21 protein-coding genes are annotated in these 19,520 nt (G+C 66.0%); 9 read left to right on the top strand and 12 right to left on the bottom strand.

The window, feature by feature from the left end; translation table 11 throughout:
• Window positions 1-140: 140 nt before the first annotated feature.
• Window positions 141-593 (bottom strand): hypothetical protein, encoded by a 453-nt coding sequence (locus E8F06_RS25560; RefSeq protein WP_280372095.1) that lies wholly within the window; start codon window positions 591-593, stop codon window positions 141-143.
• A 124-nt stretch (window positions 594-717) separates the two neighbouring features.
• Here E8F06_RS25560 and E8F06_RS25555 point away from each other — a divergent pair, with 124 nt between their 5' ends.
• A complete protein-coding gene (locus E8F06_RS25555; RefSeq protein ID WP_280372094.1) occupies window positions 718-1,308 on the top strand; it encodes a Crp/Fnr family transcriptional regulator in 591 nt (196 codons plus the stop codon).
• Here the strand turns inward: E8F06_RS25555 and E8F06_RS25550 are convergent.
• The gene (locus tag E8F06_RS25550) at window positions 1,286-3,016 is read right to left on the bottom strand and encodes an AMP-binding protein (RefSeq protein ID WP_280372093.1); all 1,731 of its coding nucleotides are present in this window, start codon (window positions 3,014-3,016) and stop codon (window positions 1,286-1,288) included. The genes E8F06_RS25555 and E8F06_RS25550 overlap by 23 nt on opposite strands.
• Before the next feature lie 213 nt (window positions 3,017-3,229).
• Between E8F06_RS25550 and E8F06_RS25545 the strand changes: the two genes are divergently transcribed.
• Window positions 3,230-3,715, top strand: coding sequence for a heme-binding protein (locus tag E8F06_RS25545; protein WP_280372092.1), 486 nt, complete (start codon window positions 3,230-3,232; stop codon window positions 3,713-3,715).
• 7 nt (window positions 3,716-3,722) lie between these two features.
• On the opposite strand, the gene zapE is transcribed toward E8F06_RS25545, so the two are convergent.
• Window positions 3,723-4,829 (bottom strand): cell division protein ZapE, encoded by a 1,107-nt coding sequence (zapE, locus tag E8F06_RS25540; RefSeq protein WP_280372091.1) that lies wholly within the window; start codon window positions 4,827-4,829, stop codon window positions 3,723-3,725.
• A gap of 182 nt (window positions 4,830-5,011) precedes the next feature.
• On the bottom strand, window positions 5,012-6,250 hold the full coding sequence (gene lysA, locus E8F06_RS25535; RefSeq protein WP_280372090.1) for a diaminopimelate decarboxylase: 1,239 nt from the start codon (window positions 6,248-6,250) through the stop codon (window positions 5,012-5,014).
• Between the two features lie 120 nt (window positions 6,251-6,370).
• Between lysA and E8F06_RS25530 the strand changes: the two genes are divergently transcribed.
• A complete protein-coding gene (locus E8F06_RS25530) occupies window positions 6,371-7,300 on the top strand; it encodes a LysR family transcriptional regulator (protein WP_280372089.1) in 930 nt (309 codons plus the stop codon).
• 138 nt (window positions 7,301-7,438) lie between these two features.
• On the opposite strand, the gene pbpG is transcribed toward E8F06_RS25530, so the two are convergent.
• The 3 genes from pbpG to E8F06_RS25515 all read right to left on the bottom strand — a co-directional run bounded on the left by pbpG (window position 7,439) and on the right by E8F06_RS25515 (window position 9,401).
• Complete coding sequence (pbpG, locus tag E8F06_RS25525) at window positions 7,439-8,383, bottom strand: D-alanyl-D-alanine endopeptidase (RefSeq protein WP_280372088.1); 945 nt, start codon at window positions 8,381-8,383, stop codon at window positions 7,439-7,441.
• A 178-nt stretch (window positions 8,384-8,561) separates the two neighbouring features.
• The gene (locus tag E8F06_RS25520; protein ID WP_280372087.1) at window positions 8,562-8,948 is read right to left on the bottom strand and encodes a DUF488 family protein; all 387 of its coding nucleotides are present in this window, start codon (window positions 8,946-8,948) and stop codon (window positions 8,562-8,564) included.
• Window positions 8,949-8,960: 12 nt separating this feature from the next.
• Complete coding sequence (locus tag E8F06_RS25515; RefSeq protein WP_280372086.1) at window positions 8,961-9,401, bottom strand: thioesterase family protein; 441 nt, start codon at window positions 9,399-9,401, stop codon at window positions 8,961-8,963.
• 97 nt (window positions 9,402-9,498) lie between these two features.
• On the opposite strand from E8F06_RS25515, the gene E8F06_RS25510 reads away from it, so the two are divergent.
• The gene (locus tag E8F06_RS25510) at window positions 9,499-10,458 is read left to right on the top strand and encodes a helix-turn-helix domain-containing protein (protein ID WP_280372085.1); all 960 of its coding nucleotides are present in this window, start codon (window positions 9,499-9,501) and stop codon (window positions 10,456-10,458) included.
• An 18-nt stretch (window positions 10,459-10,476) separates the two neighbouring features.
• Here the strand turns inward: E8F06_RS25510 and E8F06_RS25505 are convergent, their stop codons facing one another.
• Complete coding sequence (locus tag E8F06_RS25505) at window positions 10,477-10,956, bottom strand: nuclear transport factor 2 family protein (RefSeq protein WP_280372084.1); 480 nt, start codon at window positions 10,954-10,956, stop codon at window positions 10,477-10,479.
• Between the two features lie 181 nt (window positions 10,957-11,137).
• Between E8F06_RS25505 and E8F06_RS25500 the strand changes: the two genes are divergently transcribed.
• The 5 genes from E8F06_RS25500 to E8F06_RS25480 are packed head-to-tail and all read left to right on the top strand — an operon-like array spanning window position 11,138 to window position 14,747.
• Complete coding sequence (locus tag E8F06_RS25500) at window positions 11,138-11,563, top strand: nuclear transport factor 2 family protein (RefSeq protein WP_280372083.1); 426 nt, start codon at window positions 11,138-11,140, stop codon at window positions 11,561-11,563.
• Window positions 11,560-12,417 (top strand): SDR family oxidoreductase, encoded by an 858-nt coding sequence (locus E8F06_RS25495; RefSeq protein WP_280372082.1) that lies wholly within the window; start codon window positions 11,560-11,562, stop codon window positions 12,415-12,417. The genes E8F06_RS25500 and E8F06_RS25495 overlap by 4 nt, the downstream gene beginning before the upstream one ends.
• Complete coding sequence (locus E8F06_RS25490; RefSeq protein ID WP_280372081.1) at window positions 12,414-13,178, top strand: SDR family oxidoreductase; 765 nt, start codon at window positions 12,414-12,416, stop codon at window positions 13,176-13,178. Before E8F06_RS25495 ends, E8F06_RS25490 begins: the two co-directional genes overlap by 4 nt.
• A gap of 25 nt (window positions 13,179-13,203) precedes the next feature.
• Window positions 13,204-13,959, top strand: coding sequence for an SDR family oxidoreductase (locus E8F06_RS25485; protein ID WP_280372080.1), 756 nt, complete (start codon window positions 13,204-13,206; stop codon window positions 13,957-13,959).
• An 11-nt stretch (window positions 13,960-13,970) separates the two neighbouring features.
• Entirely contained in the window at window positions 13,971-14,747 is a 777-nt protein-coding gene (locus tag E8F06_RS25480; RefSeq protein WP_280372079.1) for a glucose 1-dehydrogenase, read from the top strand.
• A 155-nt stretch (window positions 14,748-14,902) separates the two neighbouring features.
• On the opposite strand, the gene E8F06_RS25475 is transcribed toward E8F06_RS25480, so the two are convergent.
• From E8F06_RS25475 to E8F06_RS25460, 4 genes are all read right to left on the bottom strand, one after another.
• Window positions 14,903-15,808 (bottom strand): NAD(P)-dependent oxidoreductase, encoded by a 906-nt coding sequence (locus E8F06_RS25475; protein WP_280372119.1) that lies wholly within the window; start codon window positions 15,806-15,808, stop codon window positions 14,903-14,905.
• A gap of 75 nt (window positions 15,809-15,883) precedes the next feature.
• Entirely contained in the window at window positions 15,884-16,762 is an 879-nt protein-coding gene (locus tag E8F06_RS25470; protein ID WP_280372078.1) for an SDR family NAD(P)-dependent oxidoreductase, read from the bottom strand.
• 37 nt (window positions 16,763-16,799) lie between these two features.
• Window positions 16,800-17,636 (bottom strand): SDR family NAD(P)-dependent oxidoreductase, encoded by an 837-nt coding sequence (locus tag E8F06_RS25465; protein ID WP_280372077.1) that lies wholly within the window; start codon window positions 17,634-17,636, stop codon window positions 16,800-16,802.
• A 70-nt stretch (window positions 17,637-17,706) separates the two neighbouring features.
• Window positions 17,707-19,458, bottom strand: a complete 1,752-nt coding sequence (locus E8F06_RS25460) for an FAD-binding protein (protein ID WP_280372076.1) — start codon at window positions 19,456-19,458, stop codon at window positions 17,707-17,709.
• Window positions 19,459-19,520: the final 62 nt, after the last annotated feature.

Raw genomic sequence — 19,520 nt, 5'->3', positions numbered from 1 at the left:
TCCGTAGGTTGGGCCGGGCGGCGTTCCGCGAGCGCAGCGAAGCCCAACATGGCGCCGCATCAAGTCCGCACCGTTGGGCTTCGCGTAGCTCAGCCACAACCTACAGGGTGGACGTCGCTGTTTACGTCCACCAGCGGAACTCAGTCCTCTTCGTCTTCCCGCACCAGCACGCAATGCAGGCCGTCGTCGTCTTCGTTGCAGTCGTAGAGATAGAACATCTGCACTTCGCCGGAGGCGGTGACCACCGCAACGAAGTCGCCTGCATCGGCGAGGAAGAAGTCGCGGGTTTCCGGGTCGGCCTGGCACTCGATCAGCGCCGTGACGAAGGCGGAAGGCTCGATATCGCCGAAGTAGTCGTCGCGTTCCTGTGCACTCCACTCAGCCGGCGCCTCGAAGTGGCCGGTGAAGAGGATGCGCGCATCGCCCAGGTCTTCCTCTTCGGCGTCCAGGTCATTCTCGTCGGGGCGATAGAGGCTGCAGTCCAGGGCATCGGCGTGGCCGAGTACGGTCTGGCGGGCGGCCAGGCGCTTCTGCGGATCGAGACCGGCAGCCAGGCAGATCTGCTCCCAGCTGTCTTGCGGGCGTGGGGACACGGGTGAATTCCTTCTAGGTGGAGATTGATAAAGGAGTCTAGTGTCAGCCACACCGGCGCGGCGGGCAATTCTCCAGTGCCCCGGGCTGTGCTTAGATGAACCCGACAGCCCCAGGCCGAGCCCCATGATCCCCGCCGACATCCAGGCCCAGTTGCAAGACATCTTCCATGCCCACGGCATGACCGATCCCACATTGCAGGAGCACCTGATGCAGGTGCTCAAGCTGCGCGACTACGATCGCGACCAGTTGATCATCCGCGCCGGCGAACGTCCCACGCATTTCTACGTGATCCTCTCCGGCGTGGCGCGCTACTACTACCTGTCCCCGGAAGGCCGCCAGTGGAACAAGACCTTCTTTCGCGAAGGTCAGTTGATCGGCTCCCTCAGCGCCTACCTCAAACAGCAGCCCTGCACCTACAACATCGCCGCCGTGGAAAGGTGCCGGCTGGCGAGCCTGCCCCTGGCGATACAGGACCAGGACGGCGAACGCTTTCCGCAACTGTTGCAGATGCAGAACCTGGTTGTTCGACAGATCATGCTGCGCAACGAGGACCGTGAGGCGCTGCTGCTCACCCGCAACAGCGAGCAACGCTACCAGTGGTTGCTGGAGAACGAGCCGTGGCTGATGGATCGGGTGCCCCAGTACCATCTGGCCAGCTACCTCGGGATGGACCCGGTGTCCTTCTCGCGGGTCAAGCGCAAGCGGGCGGACTGAGCACTTCGCGCACCTGCAGCCCCAGCGCCTCGGCCCGCTCCGCGCAGAACTCACGCAATTCGGCCGGCACATTCGCCAGGCTTATCCACAGGCCGCCATCCGAGCCCTGGGTTATCTCGCAATCCAGCGTCGGGCAGGCGCTGCCAATCCGCTCGCGGTAAGCGCTGGCCGCCGCCAACTCCCGCAGCGTTTGCTTGAAGATCTTCCCCACCACCGTCACCGGCAGGGCATCCACCAGGAACACCCGCTTCGGGCAGGCCGGACGCTCGGCAATGTGCTCGAACGCGTACTGCTGCAACTCGTCGGCGCTGGCCGTCTGGCCCTGGCGCAACTGCACGAAGGCCACCGGCAGCTCGCCGGCGTACTCGTCGGGCATGCCCACGGCGGCTGCCATGGAGACTGCCGGGTGACTCTCCAGGCAGTTCTCGATCAGCGCCGGGTCGACGTTGTGGCCGCTGCGGATGATCAGGTCCTTGGCGCGGCCGGTGATGAACAGGTTGCCGTTTTCGTCCAGATGTCCCAGATCGCCGCTGCGCAGCCAGCCATCTTCCAGTGGCGACCGCTCCTGGCCCAGGTAGCCGGGAAACACCGTGGCCCCCCGCACACAGACTTCCCCACCATCGATCCGCACCTCAATCGGCTCTGCCACATGCCCGGCGCTGCCCGGAATGGCCGGGCGGGCCAGGTTGGGCAAGGCGATAACCCCGGTACATTCGGTCATGCCATAGGCCTGGTACAGCTCCAGGCCGGTCAGCGCCTTCACCTTTTCGCACAGGGCCGCCGGCACCGGCGCACCGCCGGACAGCATGAAGCGCAGGCTGCTTATGTCGTGCCCGTCGATCGGCACTTCCAGCATCGCCGCCACTGAAGTGGGAATGCCGCCGCTCAGGGTGACGCCGTAATGCTCGACCAGACGCCAGTGCTGGCGGATCACCTCCGGATTGCGGAAGCCACCCAACGTCGGCAGCAGCATTCGCAGCCCGCTGGCCAGGCCGCCCAGGCTGTTCACCAGGGCACCGGCCACATGGAAGATCGGCAGGCCGTTCATTGCCACGTCCTCGGGCCCGGCGGCCATGCGCGCCCGATAGGCGCAGGCGGCGGCCACCTGGTTGCCGTGGGTCTGCCGCGCCAACTTGGGCAAGCCGGTGGTGCCTCCCGTATGGAAGTAGGCAGCGATGTCCTCCGACTGCGGCAGCAGCTCCGGTTGCAGTACCTCGCCGCTGTAATCCTGCTGCAGGCGGTCGTAGAACAGCTCGCCGCCCGGTACCAGCACCGACAGGCACCTGGGCCGCTTCGACAGGCGCTGCGCGGCCCCCACCGCCTTCTGCCACAGGTCGGACCCCGGCACCGGCCCGAGGGCGACCACGAGGTCGGTGCCGGCCTTCTCCATCAGGCTGGCGAGGGCTTCTTCATTCAGCAATGGGTTGATCGGGTTGGCGATGCCGACGCTGGCCGCCGCCCAGAGTAGGCACTGGCTCTGCGGAATGTTCGGCAGCAACAAGGTGATGACCGGCCTGCGCCCACCCGCCAGGTCCAGCAGCAGGCGCGCGCTGCGATTGAGCTGGACGAAGAACGCTGCGTAGCTCAGGTCCTGATCGCCGATGTCCGCCCCCAACTCGTGGATGTAGGTCAGCGCCGTGCGATCCGCAAAGGCGGTCGCAGAAGCCTGCAAGAGTTCATAGACGGTGGTGGGAATCGGGCGGGACATGGCGGCCTCCTGGACCTGCGCGTTGTTGTCCGCCGATTCTTGGGGGCCGCTCCGACGGCGGCATTAACAAATGTTAAGCAGGCTGGCTAGGCTTCAAAGTACGGCCAGCGCCTCCTTGGCGACATCGTTCCGCCGTCCCTGTCCCCTGACCGAAGGCACCCGCCTCGATCCCATCGGCCGTTCCGGTCCGATGATTGCGACAGGAGATTCCCCATGAAACCACTCCAGCTCCTTGCCCTGAGCAGCCTTGCCGTCTGCCTCTGCGCCCGGGCCGAGATCCCCAGCGAAAAATACCTGCCCCTGAGCGTCTCCACCGAGATCGCCAGCGCGACGGTCAAGGCCTGCACCGCCAAGGGCTACAACGTCACCGCCGCGGTAGTGGATCGCGCCGGTGGTGTGCGTGTGGTGATGCGCGCCGACAAGGCCGGACCTCACACCCTCGATTCCGCCCGGCGCAAGGCCTACACCTCCGCCTCCACCAAGCGCAGCACCAGCGAGATTCTGGAAAACGTGCAGAAGAACCCCGCCTCCCAGCACCTGCCGATGATCGACGGTTTCCTGATACTGGGCGGCGGCGTGCCGATAAAGGTAGGGGATGAGGTGATCGGCGCGGTGGGCGTGGGTGGCGCGCCCGGGGGCCACCTGGACGAACAATGCGCGAACGCCGGACTGGAGGCGGTCAAGGACCAGCTCAAGTAGCGCGGCGTCAGAAGCGTTCGAGCTGCATCTCGCGCAAGCGGCTCAGGGTGCGGCGGAAGGGAAACTCCAGATAGCCCTCGGTATAGAGGCATTCCATGGCTACGGCCGCTTCCAGGTAGAGCGGTACCCGGCGGTCGTAGCACTCGTCCACCAGGGCGATGAAACGGCGCACACCATCGTCATGCACCGACAGCTGCGGAAGCTCTCGGTCACCGGCGGCCACACGCTCGGCGCCATCCTCGGTGCCACGGGCGATGCGACCTTCGCGGCGAGCGGCGCTGAGGTTGGGGACATCGCCCAGCAGGATCGCTGGAAAGCGGTCGCACAGGGCGATGAAATCCAGCGCTGCCAGCGGCTGCTCGCAGAGGTCGGCGTAGCGGAACCAGGCGGCTGCCGCGCATTGACGCACCACCGGCACCGGACGATGGCCCAGTTCCACGGGTTCGTTCGAAACGCCCTGCCCCGTCGCCAAGCGCTCGAATACCTCGGCCAGGGCGCTGGGCTGTCCGGGTTCGGCCACCCAATAACGCTGGTGGGCCGCGCCGGGATGCAGACGATGGTCCTGCCCACCGTCCACCGCCACCACCTCCATGTGCTGTTCGATGGCCTCGATGGCGGGCAGGAAGCGCTCGCGGTTGAAGCCATCGGCATAGAGCTGCCGGGGCGGCTGGTTGGACGTCGCGACCATGGCGACACCTTCGTCGAACATCGCCCGCAGCAGGCGGCCGAGCAGCATGGCGTCGCCAATGTCGTTGACGAACAGCTCGTCGAAGCAGAGCACCCGCACCTCTTCCGCCAGTTCACGGGCGAGCGCCCGCAGCGGGTCCGGCGTGCCGGTGAGCTGGAACAGCCGCTGGTGCACCCAGCGCATGAAGTGATGGAAATGCAGGCGCCGGGCCGGGACCTTGAGGCTCTGGTGGAAACGGTCCATCAGCCAGGTCTTGCCACGCCCCACCGGGCCCCAGAGATAGACGCCGGTCACTTCGCCAGCGCGGTGCAGCGCCTCATGACAGGCCTGCAGGTAATCCACGGCATGGCGCTGGGCCGGGTCCGGCTGGAACCCACCCTGCTCCAGGGCATGGCGGTAGGCGGCGAGGGGGGATTCGAAGGTCATGGCGCCGCATTGTGCGGGTTGGATCAAGGGAAGCAAGGGGACATGCCTGCCGATCCCGCTGATTGTGGGGGCGATTTCAATCGCTGAGCGGACCGCAGGTCCGCCGTGCCGACTTCCAAGGGGCCACGATGTGGCCCTTAGCGAATGAATTCGCCCCCACAGGTTTTCAGCAAGACTGATCCTTAGAACTGCTCCAACGCCAGCAGGTCCGCCAGGGGCTGGCGACGGCGGATCAGACGGACATCATCGCCATCCACCAGCACTTCCGGCAGCAGCGGACGGCTGTTGTAGTTGGAGGACATCGACGCGCCATAGGCACCGGTGTCGTGGATCAGCAGCAGGTCGCCAACCTGGGCCGCCGGCAGGGCACGCGGTGCCACCAGGCCGCCGTCGTGCTGGGTGAACACGTCACCGGACTCGCACAGCGGGCCGGCCACCACGGTCGGGCGCTGCGGGGCGGCGGACGGGTTGCCGGAGGCGTCCAGCAGGCTCATGCCGTGGAAGCTGCCGTACATGGACGGACGCATCAGGTCGTTGAAGCCGGCATCCACCAGGATGAAGTGGTTGTTACCCACATCCTTCGCCGCGCGCACTTCGCTCAGAAGGCAGCCGGATTCGGCCACCAGGAAGCGGCCCGGCTCCAGTTCCAGGCGCACCGGATGCTTCACGATGCCTTCGATATCGCGACGGGCCTGGTTCCACAGCTCGGCATAGCGCGGGATGTCCACCACCGGGTCGCCATCGCGATAGGGGATCGACAAGCCGCCACCAGCGGAAATCGCTTCCAGGTCGCAGCCCAGGTCGCGCACCGCGCCGACCATGGCGCCACAGACTTCTTCCAGGTGGCTGTAGTCGACGCCCGAACCGATGTGCATGTGCAGCCCCACCAGCACCAGGCCGTATTCGCGGATCACCGCCACCGCATCGTGCAACTGGCTGTGCCAGATGCCGTGTTTGCTGTTCTCGCCGCCGGTGTTGGTCTTCTGGCTGTGGCCGTGGCCGAAGCCGGGGTTGATGCGCAGCCAGACGCGGTGGCCGGGGCTGGCCTGGCCGAGCTGGGTGAGCATGTCGATGGAGCCGACGTTCACCTCGATACCCAGTTCCACGGCGCGCTGGAGGGTGGCGCGGTCGAGCAGGTCGCAGGTCAGTACCACGCCTGCCGGTTCGCCCTTGGGCGAGTAGCCGGCCAGTAGCGCGCGTTCGATTTCGCCGAGGGACACCGCGTCCACCTGCACACCCTCTTCGCGCATCAGCCGCAGGATGCTCAGGTTGGAGCACGCCTTCTGGGCGAAGCGGATCACGTCGAAGCCCTTGAGCTGGGCGATGCGCTCGCGGATCACCGCGGCGTCGTAGCACCACAGCGGGGTGCCGTGTTCACGGGCGAGAGTGGCGAGGGTAGCGGCGGGGATATTCGGGCGCATGGCGGCCTCCGGAATTCAGGATGACGTCATGATGGCGAGACGGGACGATTCAATAAAATACCAATTTATGATCACGCCATTCATTATTGATATGTACTGACACCTGTTTCCGAGCGCCCCATGGACCTTTCCATTCGCCATATCGAAATCTTCCGCGCGGTGATGACCGCTGGCAGCGTCACCGGCGCCGCGCGCCTGCTGTTCACCTCGCAGCCCACCGTGAGCCGCGAGTTGGCGCGCTTCGAGCACCTGCTGGGATTCCGCCTGTTCGATCGCGAGGGCGGCCGCCTGGCCCCCACCGCCCAGGGTTTGGCGTTGTTCGACGAGGTGCAGCGTTCCTACGCCGGACTGGAACGCATCGTCGGCGCGGCCCAGGCCATCCGCCGCTTCGACCAGGGCCAGTTGGCCATCACCGGCCTTCCGGTCTTTGCCCAGACCCTGCTGCCGAGGTTCTGCCAGGCCTTTCTCGAACGCCATCCGGGCGTGCGCCTGTCCATCAGCGCTCAGGAGTCGCCCCTGCTGGAGGAATCCCTGAGCGGCCAGCGGCATGACCTGGGCCTGTCGGAAACCGACCTGCTGCCCCGCGGCACACGAGGCTCGACCCTATTCGCCGCCGATATGGTCTGCGTGCTGCCGGATGGCCACGAACTGTTGAGCAGATCCGAGCTGGAACTGGCGGACTTCCATGGTCGCCCGTTCATCAGCCTGTCTGGCCTGGATATCTACCGGCAGAGCCTGGACGCCCACTTCCAGGCCGCCGGGGTGGAGCGCCGGATGGTGGTGGAAACCAGCACTGCCGCCTCGGTCTGCGCCATGGTCCGCCAGGGGCTGGGCCTGGCCATCGTCAACCCGCTGAGCGCCCTGGACGAGGTCGGGCGCGGGGTACAGATACGCCGGCTACAGACGTCCGTGCCATTCCGCGTGCAGCTGATCCGCCCGGAATACCGACCCTCGTCGGCACTGGTGGATGAAGCGGAGGAAGTATTGAAGGAGGTAGCAGAAGGGTTGCTGGGAAGGCTGGAATCCCGGCTGCGCGGACTCGTTCCGTAGGGTGCGCCGCGCGCAGCCGGATCGCCCGTAGGAGCTGGCTTGCCAGCGAATGGTGCCTTTTCGCTAGCAAGCTAGCTCCTACAAGGCTCTGGCAAGCCAATTCATTCGCCAAGCAGGCGACAGGCCTGCCCCATTTCCTCACTGCGCGCTGTTCTGCACCGTCGCCTGGCGAATCTGGTTGTCCTTGTACTGGCGGTAGTTCTTCGCCGCCGCCGGTACCGGGCCGCTCTTGCCGGTTTCCAGCCAGCGGCGCATGCGCGTGGCGTCGGCCACGTGGGTGTATTTGCCAAAGGCATCCAGCAGCACCATGGCGACCGGGCGGCCGTTCATGTGGGTCAGCATCACCAGGCAGTGTCCCGCCTCGTCGGTGAAGCCGGTCTTGGTCACCTGGATGCTCCAGCCGGGCTTGCGTACCAGGCTGTTGGTGTTGCGGAAGCCCAGGCTGTAGCGCGGCTTGACGAAGGTGATGGTCTTCTCCGGCGTGGTGCTGAGCTGGCTCAGCATCGGGTACTTGCGTGCTTCCTTGAGCAGCAGCACCAGGTCGTGGGCGCTGGACACGTTGTGCAGCGACAGGCCGGTGGGTTCGACATAGCGGGTGCTGGTCATGCCCAGTGCGCGGGCCTTGGTGTTCATCGCCTTGATGAAGGCCGAATAACCGCCGGGATAGGACTCGGCCAGGGTGGTGGCGGCGCGGTTCTCCGACGACATGAGGGTCATCAGCATCATGTCGTGGCGATTGACCTGGCTGCCCACGCGTACCCGCGAATACACGCCTTTCATGTCCGGGTTGTCACGGATGGTCACGGAGATGACCTCGTCCATGGGCTGCTTGGCGTCCAGCACCACCATGGCGGTCATCAGCTTGGTCACCGAGGCGATCGGGGCAACCAGGTCAGGATTTCGGGAGTAGAGGACCTTGTCGGTGTTCAGGTCCAGCAACATCACGCTGCCGGAGGCCAGGTGCAGTTGAGCCGGGTCGCGAACCGGCAGCGGCGCTTCCTGGGCTTGGGCCGGAGAGCCTGCAAAAACGAACAGGCAGGTACCGAGAACGAACAGCTTGGCGATCGAACTGCGAATTTTCACGATGCGTCCAGTAAAGAAAGAAAAAATGAAGGAAGGAAAAGAAGAGTAAGACCCATACCTCAGAAGTATAGGAATGAAGGCGCCTTAATACTCAGCGCCTTCCGTCGACGAGGCGCGATTTTGCGCCATTGGTCGTAGGACTGCCAGAGGGAGGTGGTGGGCGTTTCCGCCGCGGGGATCAGCGAATCGACGCGCCGCGCTCGGCCAGCAACTGACGCAGCAGAGATCGATGGCAGCGTGCCTCGTTCTCGCAATAGCAGCCGACCGCGAAGTGGCTGCCGTGGGACAGAGCGGCCAGCAGGTCCAGCACCCTGGCGCCCTCCCCGCCTTCCATTTCGGCGCGGTAGCGCTTGGCGAAGCGCGCCCAGTCGGCGTCGCTTTCGGCGGCCTTGCCCTCGGCCATCAGGTCCGCGCTGGGCGCCAGCAGGGGTAGCCAGGTGTCGTAGTAGTCGCGGCTGGCGAATTCGGCCTTGGGTACGCCCCGTGGCGGCCGGCGCACGGTGCCGATGCGCAACCCTTCATCGGCGGCTCGCGGCGTGCCCAGTTGGACGATGCTGATGCTCATCTCCCCTCCTCCTCAGCGGCTGCTGCCCGGCAGCACACGGAAATCCTCGCTTTCCTCCAGGGCCTGGAGCGCTTCCAGCAGGGCCGGTGGCGGCACCACCAGCTTGCGCTGCTCCAGGTCGAACCAGCCGGCGGTGGAGGTAACCCGCGCCGCCAACGTGGTGCCCCGGTAGAACTCGTTACGCAGCATCATCCGGCTGCCGTCTTCGGACAGGCCGGCCAGGCGCATGCTGATGTCCATCGCGTCCAGCAGGTGGAATTCCCGGAAGTATTCGATCTCGTCCTTCATCACCACCGGCCCGAGGCGCAGGCGGTGGAACTCGGACATGGGGAAGCCACGGTCGGCGAAGTACATCATGCGCACGTCGGCGGACTTGTCGAGGTAAGCGGTGTTGCGCATATGGGAGTTGAAGTCCATGTCGCCCCAACCGGCAATGAGTGTCTTCTGATACATGACGAGTCTCCGCAGCAAGGGGGTGTGGGGCTCACTTTATGGCCCATTACCCCTTTGCCATACTGGCGCGATTGACAACTTTGGTAGCGATCTCGCCATGAAGCTCACCGTCCTCGCCCTTGAGGGTGTGTTCGACACCGGCCTGGCCACCGTGCTCGACGCCCTTGCCACTGCCAACGAACTTTCCACCCTGCATGGACTGCCCTGCCCGCAGTTCGAGGTGGTCCTGGCCGGGGTAAGGCCGGAAGTGAACAGCTCCCTGGGTTTCGGCGTTCCGGTGCGACCGCTGGCGGATTGCCCGACGCCGGAGTGGGTGATCGTCCCGGCCATGGGCTACAAGATGCCCGACCCATTGCAGCAAGCCCTGGCCCGCCCTGACGTAGCCGATGCGGTTGTCGCCCTGCGTCACTGGGCGGAAGGTGGCGCGCGAATCGCCGCAGCCTGCATCGGCACTTTCGTGCTGGCGGAAACCGGCTTGCTGGACGGGCACGAAGCCACCACCACCTGGTGGCTGACACCGCTGTTCCGGCAACGTTATCCACAGGTGCAGCTCGACGCCGGCCGGATGATCGTCAGCTCCGGGCAATTGGTGACCGCCGGCGCCGCCCTCAGCCACCTGGACCTGACCCTCTGGCTCATCCGCCAGACCAGCCCGGAGCTGGCCGCCCTGGTGGCGCGCTACCTGATCGTCGACTCGCGGCCGTCGCAATCGGCCTATGCCCTCTCCGACCACCTGGCCCATGCCGACCCGCTGGTGCAACGCTTCGACCGCTGGGTACGCGAGCGCCTGGCCGAGGGGTTCAACCTCGATGCAGCAGCCGGAGAACTGGCCACCAGCAAGCGCACCCTCGCCCGGCGCATCCACGAAGTGCTGGGCAAAACACCGCTCGCCTACGTGCAGGACCTGCGCATCGAACGCGCCGTGCACCTGCTGAAAACCAGCGAGCACAGCGTCGACCAGGTGGCCGGGCTGGTGGGCTACGCCGACGGCGTGACCCTGCGCACCCTGCTGCGCAAGCGCCTCGGCAAGGGTATCCGCGAGCTGCGCGCCGGCTGAGCGGCGGGCGCTATTCGTTCACTCGGGCAGTCCGAACCAGCAGGAAATGACCTTGAACTGCTCCGGGATGGGCGCCGTGACCGTTTCGAATACGCGCCGGTATCCAGTGGAGAGAATCTGCCAGGCCCCGTCGCGCTTGACGTATTCGTCCTGGTAGAACGCCGTGCCGTGCACCATCCAGCCGTTCTCCGTGTCGATCACATGATCCTCAAGGTACCAGCTGCCCCGGGCCCGATCAGGCGCGACCAACTCGATCTCCGGGTGGTGCCCCTGATGCTTGGACAGCAGGGTCGGCCGGTCCATCAGCCCACGCAGGCCCTCTACAAAGCCGGCACGACCGGAAAAGGCGTACTTGCCGCTGTCCAGCGCGGTGGTCACGTCCTCGGCCACACAGGTTTCGAACAAGGCCCAGTCATGGCAGTCGATCGCCCTGAAATAGCGGTACTTCAGCTGCTTGATCTGCTCGATTTCCAGAAGTGTTTCAACGGCGTCGGCCATCTCTGCTGCTCCATGTAAGGGGAACGCCCAACCTAGCCGGCGCTACCCGGCCAATCATCGTCCGAGGGGACTAGCGCCCTGCGCGATGACCAATAGTCCGATCGGCCGATGCCCCTCTGCCCCGGCGATGCGAGTTTCCCGGCACCTGCAACCGCGCAGGACAAACAAGGAGGCTCCTGGCATGTCCGAGGCATCGCACAAGCAAGCGCTCTATGAACTCGTCTGTCGTTACGCACAGGCGGTGGATAAACGGGATTGGACGGCACTGGCCCGCCTGTTCGCACCCGACGCAGTACTCAAAGGGCCCGGCTTCAGCTTCGACGGCGTAGACGCCATCGTCGCGGGAATGAACGGTCTGGGTCGCTACAGCGTCACCCAGCACCATGTCCACAACCACCTGGCGGAGGTGGACGACCTCGAGGCGAGTGCCGAAACCTACTGCATCGCCAACCACATCTACGAAGCCGAGGGCGTCACCCGCAAGCTGGATTGGGGCATCCGTTACCGTGATCGCTTCGCCTGCCTTGACGGTCTCTGGCGCATCACCTGTCGCGAGCTGTTGCTGGACTGGTCCCAGGACCAGCCCTTGCAAGGAGCCAATCAGTGATCGGGGCCCTGAGCGGCAAGACTGCGCTGATCACCGGCGGCACCGGCGCCCTGGCCAGGGTTTGTGCCCTCGCGCTGATCAGGGACGGTGCCAGCGTTGTGCTGCTGGGCCGACGAGCCGAGGCGCTGGAGGCAGCCCGCAACGACCTGCTCGGGCAGGTGCCCGGCGCCCAGGTCGAGTGCTGCGTCGGCGACGCCTGTGAGGAAGCCGACTTGCTGCGGGCGCTGGACCAGGCCTACGACCTTCACCAGCGCCTGGACATCCTGATCCCCACAGTGGGCGGTGGTGGTTTTCGCCCCCTGCTGCACCATGACGCCAAGAGCTTCACCGCCGAACTTGACGCAAACCTGATGAGCGCCTTCCTCGCCATCCGACATGGCGCCCCGCTGATGGCGCGCAACGGCGGCGGCTCCATCGTGTGCATCTCGTCCACGGCCGCGCAGATGACCTTCCGCTGGCTGTCGTCCTACTGCACCGCCAAGGCTGCCCTGGAAAGTCTGGTGCGCTGCGCCGCCGAGGAGCTGGCCAGCGCCGGCATCCGCGTCAATTCCGTGCGTCCCGGACTATTCCGCAGCGAGGCCACTGGCGCCCTGTTCGCCAGCCCCGAACTCTGCCGGCCGTTCCTCGACGAGGTACCGCTCGGCCGTCTCGGCACACCCGAGGACATCGCAGGGGCTGTGCGTTACCTGGCCGGCCCGGAATCGGTCTGGACCACCGGCCAGAGCCTGGCCATCGACGGCGGCAACGAACTACGCCGCAATCCCCACCTGGACGACCTTGTGGCGGCCATGTACGGCGCAGACGCCATACAGGACGCCCTGGCCGGTCGGGCCCCCTTGAGGAGAGCTGAATGAAACGTGTCCAAGACAAGGTCGTACTGATCACCGGCGCCGCCAGCGGCGTCGGCAAGGCCGATGCCCTTCTGCTGGCCGCCGAAGGCGCCCGGGTGGTGCTGGCGGACATAGACTGCGAGGCCGGCGCGGCCCTGGCTGCCGAGATCGGTGCCGCAGCCCTGTTCGTCGAACTCGATGTCGCCGAGGAACAGCATTGGCAGCGGGCAATCGAGCAGACCCTGGCGACCTTCGGCCGCCTCGATGTGCTGGTCAATAACGCCGCCATCTGCCCCCTGGGTACGATCGAAGAGGCCAGCCTGCAGCAATGGCGCAACGTGATGCGGGTGAACGCCGATGGCTACTTCCTCGGCTGCAAGTACGGCATCGAGGCAATGAAGCGCAACGCCACCGGCGGCTCGATCATCATGATGTCCTCGGTCGCCGCCCTCGGCGGTCTGCCGCCCATGTGCGCCTACACCGGCTCCAAAGGCGCCGTCACCGCCCTGACCCGCAACGTCGCGATGCACTGCAAGAACAGCGGCTACCGCATCCGCTGCAACTCCATTCACCCCGACGGCATCTGGACACCCATGACCCAGTCCCTGGTGCCCAACCTCGATCCGGTGGCCCTGGGCATCGGCGACAACCCCATGGCACGCATGTGCATGCCGGAAGACGTGGCCAACCTGGTGCTGTTCCTCGCCTCGGACGAATCGCGCTTCGTCAACGGCGCCGAACTGCGCATCGACAACGCACAGACGATCTCCGGCATCGCCGGTTAATCCAATGATTCGGGAGCAAACAAGCATGAGCATGCTGCAAGGCAAGGTCGCCCTGGTGACCGGAGGCGGCCAGGGCGTTGGCCAGGGTATCGCCTACTCGCTGGCCGCCGAGGGCGCCAAGGTCGCCGTGGCCGGTCGCACCCGCGCCACCCTGGAAGAGACTTGTGCCGAAATTCGCCGCCGTGGCGGCACCGCCCTGGCAGTCGAATGCGACGTGATGAGCCCAGCGGATATCGATCGCTGCGTGGCCCAAGTGGTGGAGGCCTTCGGTGGCCTCAACATCCTGGTCAACAACGCCCACATCGTGCCGCTCGGCAGCATCCTCGAGGTGACGGACGAAGCCTTCATGAAGGGCATCGACTCAGGTCCCATGGCCACCCTGCGCCTGATGCGCGCCTGCTACCCGCACCTCAAGGGTGATGGCGCCGTGGTCAACCTGGCCTCCTCCGCCGCCGTGCGCTGGGACGCATCGGGCTACGGCCACTACGCCGCAACCAAGGAAGCCATCCGCTCGCTCAGCCGCGGGGCTGCCTGCGAATGGGGCGTGGACGGCATCCGCGTCAACGTCATCGCCCCCCACGCCCTATCCCCCGGCCTGCGCGGCTGGGTCGAAGCCAACCCGGTGGAGGCGGAAGCCTTCTTCAGCAGCATTCCGCTGCGCCGGGTGGGCGATTGTGAACACGACATCGGCCGCACCGTGGCCTTCCTGGTCAGCGACAACGCCCGCTATCTGACCGGCGCCACCATCCCGCTGGATGGCGGCCAGGCTTATTGGGGTTAAAGGAGAACGTCATGCAACGTCTGGCAAACAAAGTCGCCATCATCACCGGCGGCGCGCGCGGCATGGGCGCGCAAACCTCGCGTCTGTTCGTCAAGGAAGGCGCCACCGTCGTCATCGCCGACCTGCTGGAGGACGAAGGCCGCGCACTGGCGGCGGAACTGGGTGAGGCGGCCAGTTTCCGCCGCCTGGATGTCAGCAAGGAAGAAGGTTGGCAGCAGCTGGTCCGCGAAACCGTGGAGCGCCACGGCCGCATCGACGTGCTGGTGAACAACGCCGCCGTGCTGGTATTCGGCGCCATCGAAGAGTTGACCCAAACACAGTTCGAGCGCGCCCTGTCGATCAACCTCACCGGCACCTTCCTCGGCATCCGTAGCGTGGCGCCGATCATGCGCGAACAGCGCGCCGGCTCCATCGTCAACATCTCGTCCGTGGATGGCCTGCGCGGGGTCAACGCGCTGGCGGCCTACGTGTCGAGCAAGTGGGGCGTACGCGGCCTGACCAAGGTTGCGGCGCTGGAACTGGGGCCCCATGGCGTGCGCGTCAACTCGGTGCATCCGGGTGGCGTCGATACCGTCATGTCCAACCCCACCGGTGCCTCGCGGGAAGAGCTGGCTCCGCAGTACCGCACCGTGCCGCAGCAACGCATTGGCGCACCGGAGGAGATCGCCCGCGCCACGCTCTTCCTCGCCAGCGACGAAGCCAGCTACTGCAATGGCAGCGAACTGTCGGTGGATGGCGGCGTGGCGGCCGGTTCCTATTACCCCGGCCTCCCGGGCTCGCCGATCTGATTGGGGGAATGGATGCAAAAAGGCCCGCGAAAGCGGGCCTTTTTTTGTTCCCTGAGGATTGGCAGGTTTGTGCGGTTGACGGGGTCCGCACCAGCGGGTGCTTTCCTAACCCCCGGGCCCTCTCCCCTCCTTGGGGAGAGGACCGTGTCAGACCATCACCCGCGATACTGCGCCACCACCTCGTTCACCGCCCGCTGGATGTCGTTGCGTACATACCCTAGCAGAGCGGCTTCGGCGGTATCCGGCTCGTAGACAACGGTATTGCCGCGCCCGGTGTAGAGCGCCATGTCCGGCAGCAGCGGATGCTCCTGGTCCAGCGACGGCACCTCGGCGTCGTTGCCAACGGCACGCAGGAAGGTCTCGAAGTATTCGGCGTAGCTGAGATTCTCGTCCCCCACCAGATAGGCCTTGCCCGACTCACCGTGGAGCAGCGCCCCGAGGATCGCCTGGGACAGCGAGCGGGTGGAGATGAAGTTGCTGCCACCGGCCGGACCGAAGAACGGCAGCGGCGCGAACTTGCCCTCGGCGTAACGGGTATAGGCCTCGAACATGTCGACCTTCAGCCCCGGCACCGCACCAACCACGAAGGGCGCATTGACGCTGCACACGCGGAAGTCCGGCGTGGACAGTGCACGTACGCCTTGATCCGACAGATGGCGCGACCGCACGTAGGGAATGCTCTCGATCAGTTCCGGCGCCACCTGGGGATAGAAGCTGCCCACCAGCACCGCCTGACGGACACCCGCGCTGCGGGCCAGCTCGAAGAAACGCGGAATGGCCTCGACGTTGGCCCGCTGCCAGTGGGCGTCGATGTCGCCACCCTGGGGCGCGTGGCGGATATCACTGCCGGCGGCAAACACCAGGGCGTCGAAACCGACCAGGTCATCACGGCTGAAGCTACCCGCGACGTAGTCGCCCTGCAGCTGCTTCAGGTCAGCGAGTGCGCTGCCCTCTGCAGCTGGTTTGCGCCCGGCAATGGTCACGTCATGGCCGTGGTCCTTGAGGTAAAGCGCGGCATGGCCGCCGATCAGGCCGGTCCCGCCAATCACCAGAATCTTCATCACTTCCTCACTCCTGCATGGAACCCTTCCAGTCCCGTGGTTGAAGCGCCCGGAGCATCCCGGGCGATGGTCGGTTCAGATCACCCGCGCGGGGTGCTGCACACGCGGTGCGCCGAGCATGTCGCGGTAGGACGGCGGCTGCCGCCCGGCGTCTTCAGTGATGCCGTAGCCGGCGGCGAGCTCGGCGGTGATAAGCGTCTGTCCGGAACGTGCGGCCAGCTCCGGGTCGTTCAGCAGCGCGTTGATCACACGGCCGTTGAACTCCGGGGTCTCCGCCATGGCGAGGAACTCCTCGTACTGGTCGGCACGCTCGGCGCCCGCGATCGCGGTGCGTTCGGTGCGCTGCGGACCCAGCCACAGCGAGACCGCAGCGACTCCGGTGTCTTCCAGGTCGATGGCCATATCAGCGGCGAACTTGTCGACGCCGGCCTTCTGCGCACCGTAGGCCGGTCCGTGCATGTAGCAGCCGGCACCGAAGGAGGAGACGAAAGCGATCAGGCCGTGGCCGTTCTTCACCAGCAGCGGCGCGGCGAAGTAGCTGGCGACATAGGACGAGCGCAGGCCGATATCGAGGATGTCCACCATCTCCAGGGGCTTCTGCCAGAAGGGGCCCGGATCGATCAGGTTTTCGTGGATGTAGGTGGCGTTGTTCACCAGCAGATCCAGGCGGCCCTGCTCGCGCTCGACGCGGGCGAAAAGTTCGCGCACCTGCTCGTCGTCACGATGGTCGCAGGCCACGACAATGCCACGGCCGCCAGCGCGGGTTACCGCTTCGGCGGTTTCCGCCAGGCTGCCGGGCAGGGTCTGGCCACGCAGCTGGCTGCTGCTCTGGGTGGCAGAACGGCCGCTGAGGTAAACGGTCATGCCAGCTGCGCCCAGGGCGATGGCGATGCCCTTGCCGACGCCACGACTGGCGCCAGTGACCACGGCGACTCTGGAGTTCTTCGCGTTCATTCGGAGTTCCTTGTTGCAGTCAGCGAAAGCTGGGGTTCTAGAAGTTGAAACCGTTGCCCGTGATTACCGGAACATTGGTCCAGGTGCCTTTCGGGTCGCGGTACCAGCCCGCAGCAGCCAGGGCGCCGCCGTCCACGTGCAACGTGGTGCCGGTCACCCAGCCGGAAAGCGGACTGGCCAGGAAAAGTGCCGCGCCGGCCATGTCTTCCGGCTGGCCGAACCGGCCCAGGGGAATCCAGTTCGGCAGTTGCGCACAGTGTTCCGGCGCGATCATCAGGGACATCGGCAGCTGCGGGGTTTCGGTGGATTCGGGGGCGATCTGGTTGACGCGGATGCCCACTGGGCCCAGTTCCAGGGCCAGACTCTTGGTGAAACCACCGATGGCAGCCTTGAAGGCGGCGTAGACGCTGCAATTGGGAATGCCGCGGAAGGCCTCGATAGACGACAGGCTGATGATGCTGCCGCCCGCACCCTGACGGCGCAGCAGCGGCAGCATGGTGCGGGTCACGCGGAACACGTGCCCCAGGTTGACGGCGTAAAGCCGGTCGATGTCGTCATCGCTGTAGGCGTCGAACGGTTTGGCGATCATCAGCGAGTCGCCGACGTTGTTGATCAGCACGTCGAGACCACCGAAACGTGCCTCGATCTGTTCAGCCAGGGCGGCCACCTGCTCCTTGCAGGTCACGTCCGCTTCCACCACCAGCGCCTCACCGCCGCAACTGGCCAACCAGTCACGCACCTGGGCGGCGCGCTCGGCGTCCCGTTCCGCCACTGCCAGCCGGGCGCCTGCGCGGGCGAAGGCTTCGACCATGGCGCGGCCGATGCCCACGCCGCCGCCGGTGACCAGCACCGTCTTGCCGGTGAAATCGATCATCGCGTCTTCCTCTTTTTTGTTTCTGTTGGGGGGAATGCGTGCACCAGGGGCCGCACGGCGGCCCCGTCCGTCAGTCGACCGGCTGCGCCACGTTGCGGCTGCCTTCCGTCGCAGCGGCGGCGCGCTGGGCATGCAGGTCTTCCGCTGCGCGGAAGCCGAACACCATGGCCGGGCCGATAGTGGAGCCAGCCCCCGGGTAGGTGCGGCCCATCATGGAAGCGGCGCTGTTGCCGATGGCGTAGAGACCGGTGATGGGCGCGCCGTCCTCGCGCAGCACGCGGGCATGCACGTCGGTGAGCAGACCGCCCTTGGTGCCGATGTCGCCGGCATCCACCTTCACCGCATAGAACGGCGCCTTCACCAGCGGTGCCAGACAGGGGTTGGGGGTTACGCTGGGGTCGCCGTAATAGCGGTCGAATAGCGAATCGCCCTTGTGGAAATCCAGGTCGCTGCCGGCTTCGGCCATCGGGTTGAAGCGCTCCACGGTACGCATCAGTCCGGCCTCATCGACGCCAATGGCGCGCGCCAGCTCCACCAGGCTGTCGGCCTTGTGGAAGTAACTCTTGAGGTGCGCCGGCACGCGGCTGTCGGGCATGGCATAGCCCGGCAGCAGCGCACCGCAGGGGTATTTGTGACGATAGTCGGCATCGAAGATCAGCCAGCAGGGCACGCTGGTGGCGCCCTCACGGTTGCTGCCGTACATCGCGTAAACGATGTCGGTGTAGGGCGCGCCCTCGTTGACGAAGCGCTCGCCCGCCGAGTTCACCATGATGCAGCCCGGCAGGTTGCGCTCGACGAACAGCGCGCGCTGTTTTTCCTCGCCCTCCACATGGGTGGTGGGTGCCCACCAGCTGTGGTCCATCAGCGCAGTACGCGCGCCCAGGGCCTGGCCGGCGCGGATGGCATCACCGGTGTTGAACGGCGGCGTGGCGCTCCAGTCGCTGCGTGACGGTTCCGGGTGGTACTGGGCGCGCATGGCCTGATTGCGCTCGAAGCCACCCGCGCCGAGGATCACGCCGCAACGGGTCTCCACGCGCAGGGAACGGCCATGGTGGACCAGCTCGGCGCCCACAATGCGGCCGCCCTCTTCCACCAGTTTTTCCAGCCGGCATTCAAGCTGCAGCGCTACGTCGCGATCCTTCAACGAAGCCCGCAGCGCCGCCACCAGGGCGTTGCCCAGGGTGAGGAAGCGGTCGCGCCGCGAGCGCAGGCGCCAGCCCAGGTCGCGCCAGTAGCGCCACATCACCTTCATGGTCAGGCCGATCCAGCCCGGCCCACGGCAGAGCAGCACGCGGGCTTCCTTCATGGTCATGGTCATGCGCCCCAGCATCAGGGTGCCCGGCGAGGGTTCGCGCAGGCGCATGAAGTCTTCGCCCAGTTCGCGGGCATCGAAGGGCCCCGGGTCCATGGAGCGATAGCCGGGCTTTCCGCCAGGCACCTCCGGGTAGTAGTCGGCGTAAGCGGCCTGGGCCTCGAAGCGCACCCGCGAGTGCTTTTCCAGGTACTGGATGGCGCGGTGACCGTGCTCGACATAGGCCTCGATGCGGCCATCGTCGATCTCACCGTTGGTCACGGCGCGGATGTAGGCGATGGCTTCTTCGGCCGTGTCTTGGCCGCCCAGCGCGGCAATGCGGTGGTTGCAGGGGATCCAGATTCCGCCGCCGGAGATAGCCGAGGTGCCGCCGAAACGGTCGCTCTTCTCCACCACCAGTACCTTCAATCCCAGGTCGTGTGCCCTGAGCGCGGCGGTCATGGCACCGGCCCCGGATCCGACCACCAGTACGTCGCAGCTTTGGTCCCATTTCGGGCTGTTCGCGCTCATCGGGCATGCTCCCTTTTTGTTGTTTGTGGTGCGCAATTGCCCGGATTCTCAGTGCGCCCCCA

The sequence above is a fragment of the Pseudomonas sp. BN411 genome (assembly GCF_029871235.1).
In the GTDB taxonomy this organism is placed as follows: Bacteria; Pseudomonadota; Gammaproteobacteria; order Pseudomonadales; family Pseudomonadaceae; genus Metapseudomonas.
The sequence above is the reverse complement of the archived record's forward strand: the minus strand, read 5'-3'. Positions and strand labels throughout refer to the sequence as shown.

What these genes read in the sequence shown, in the direction of transcription:
- E8F06_RS25555 (WP_280372094.1), top strand. Translation starts at nt 718, where the DNA reads ATGATCCCCGCCGACATCCAGGCCCAGTTGCAAGACATCTTCCATGCC.
- E8F06_RS25550 (WP_280372093.1), bottom strand. Translation starts at nt 3,016, where the DNA reads ATGTCCCGCCCGATTCCCACCACCGTCTATGAACTCTTGCAGGCTTCT.
- E8F06_RS25545 (WP_280372092.1), top strand. Translation starts at nt 3,230, where the DNA reads ATGAAACCACTCCAGCTCCTTGCCCTGAGCAGCCTTGCCGTCTGCCTC.
- zapE (WP_280372091.1), bottom strand. Translation starts at nt 4,829, where the DNA reads ATGACCTTCGAATCCCCCCTCGCCGCCTACCGCCATGCCCTGGAGCAG.
- lysA (WP_280372090.1), bottom strand. Translation starts at nt 6,250, where the DNA reads ATGCGCCCGAATATCCCCGCCGCTACCCTCGCCACTCTCGCCCGTGAA.
- E8F06_RS25530 (WP_280372089.1), top strand. Translation starts at nt 6,371, where the DNA reads ATGGACCTTTCCATTCGCCATATCGAAATCTTCCGCGCGGTGATGACC.
- E8F06_RS25520 (WP_280372087.1), bottom strand. Translation starts at nt 8,948, where the DNA reads ATGAGCATCAGCATCGTCCAACTGGGCACGCCGCGAGCCGCCGATGAA.
- E8F06_RS25515 (WP_280372086.1), bottom strand. Translation starts at nt 9,401, where the DNA reads ATGTATCAGAAGACACTCATTGCCGGTTGGGGCGACATGGACTTCAAC.
- E8F06_RS25510 (WP_280372085.1), top strand. Translation starts at nt 9,499, where the DNA reads ATGAAGCTCACCGTCCTCGCCCTTGAGGGTGTGTTCGACACCGGCCTG.
- E8F06_RS25505 (WP_280372084.1), bottom strand. Translation starts at nt 10,956, where the DNA reads ATGGCCGACGCCGTTGAAACACTTCTGGAAATCGAGCAGATCAAGCAG.
- E8F06_RS25500 (WP_280372083.1), top strand. Translation starts at nt 11,138, where the DNA reads ATGTCCGAGGCATCGCACAAGCAAGCGCTCTATGAACTCGTCTGTCGT.
- E8F06_RS25490 (WP_280372081.1), top strand. Translation starts at nt 12,414, where the DNA reads ATGAAACGTGTCCAAGACAAGGTCGTACTGATCACCGGCGCCGCCAGC.
- E8F06_RS25485 (WP_280372080.1), top strand. Translation starts at nt 13,204, where the DNA reads ATGAGCATGCTGCAAGGCAAGGTCGCCCTGGTGACCGGAGGCGGCCAG.
- E8F06_RS25480 (WP_280372079.1), top strand. Translation starts at nt 13,971, where the DNA reads ATGCAACGTCTGGCAAACAAAGTCGCCATCATCACCGGCGGCGCGCGC.
- E8F06_RS25475 (WP_280372119.1), bottom strand. Translation starts at nt 15,808, where the DNA reads ATGAAGATTCTGGTGATTGGCGGGACCGGCCTGATCGGCGGCCATGCC.
- E8F06_RS25470 (WP_280372078.1), bottom strand. Translation starts at nt 16,762, where the DNA reads ATGAACGCGAAGAACTCCAGAGTCGCCGTGGTCACTGGCGCCAGTCGT.
- E8F06_RS25465 (WP_280372077.1), bottom strand. Translation starts at nt 17,636, where the DNA reads ATGATCGATTTCACCGGCAAGACGGTGCTGGTCACCGGCGGCGGCGTG.
- E8F06_RS25460 (WP_280372076.1), bottom strand. Translation starts at nt 19,458, where the DNA reads ATGAGCGCGAACAGCCCGAAATGGGACCAAAGCTGCGACGTACTGGTG.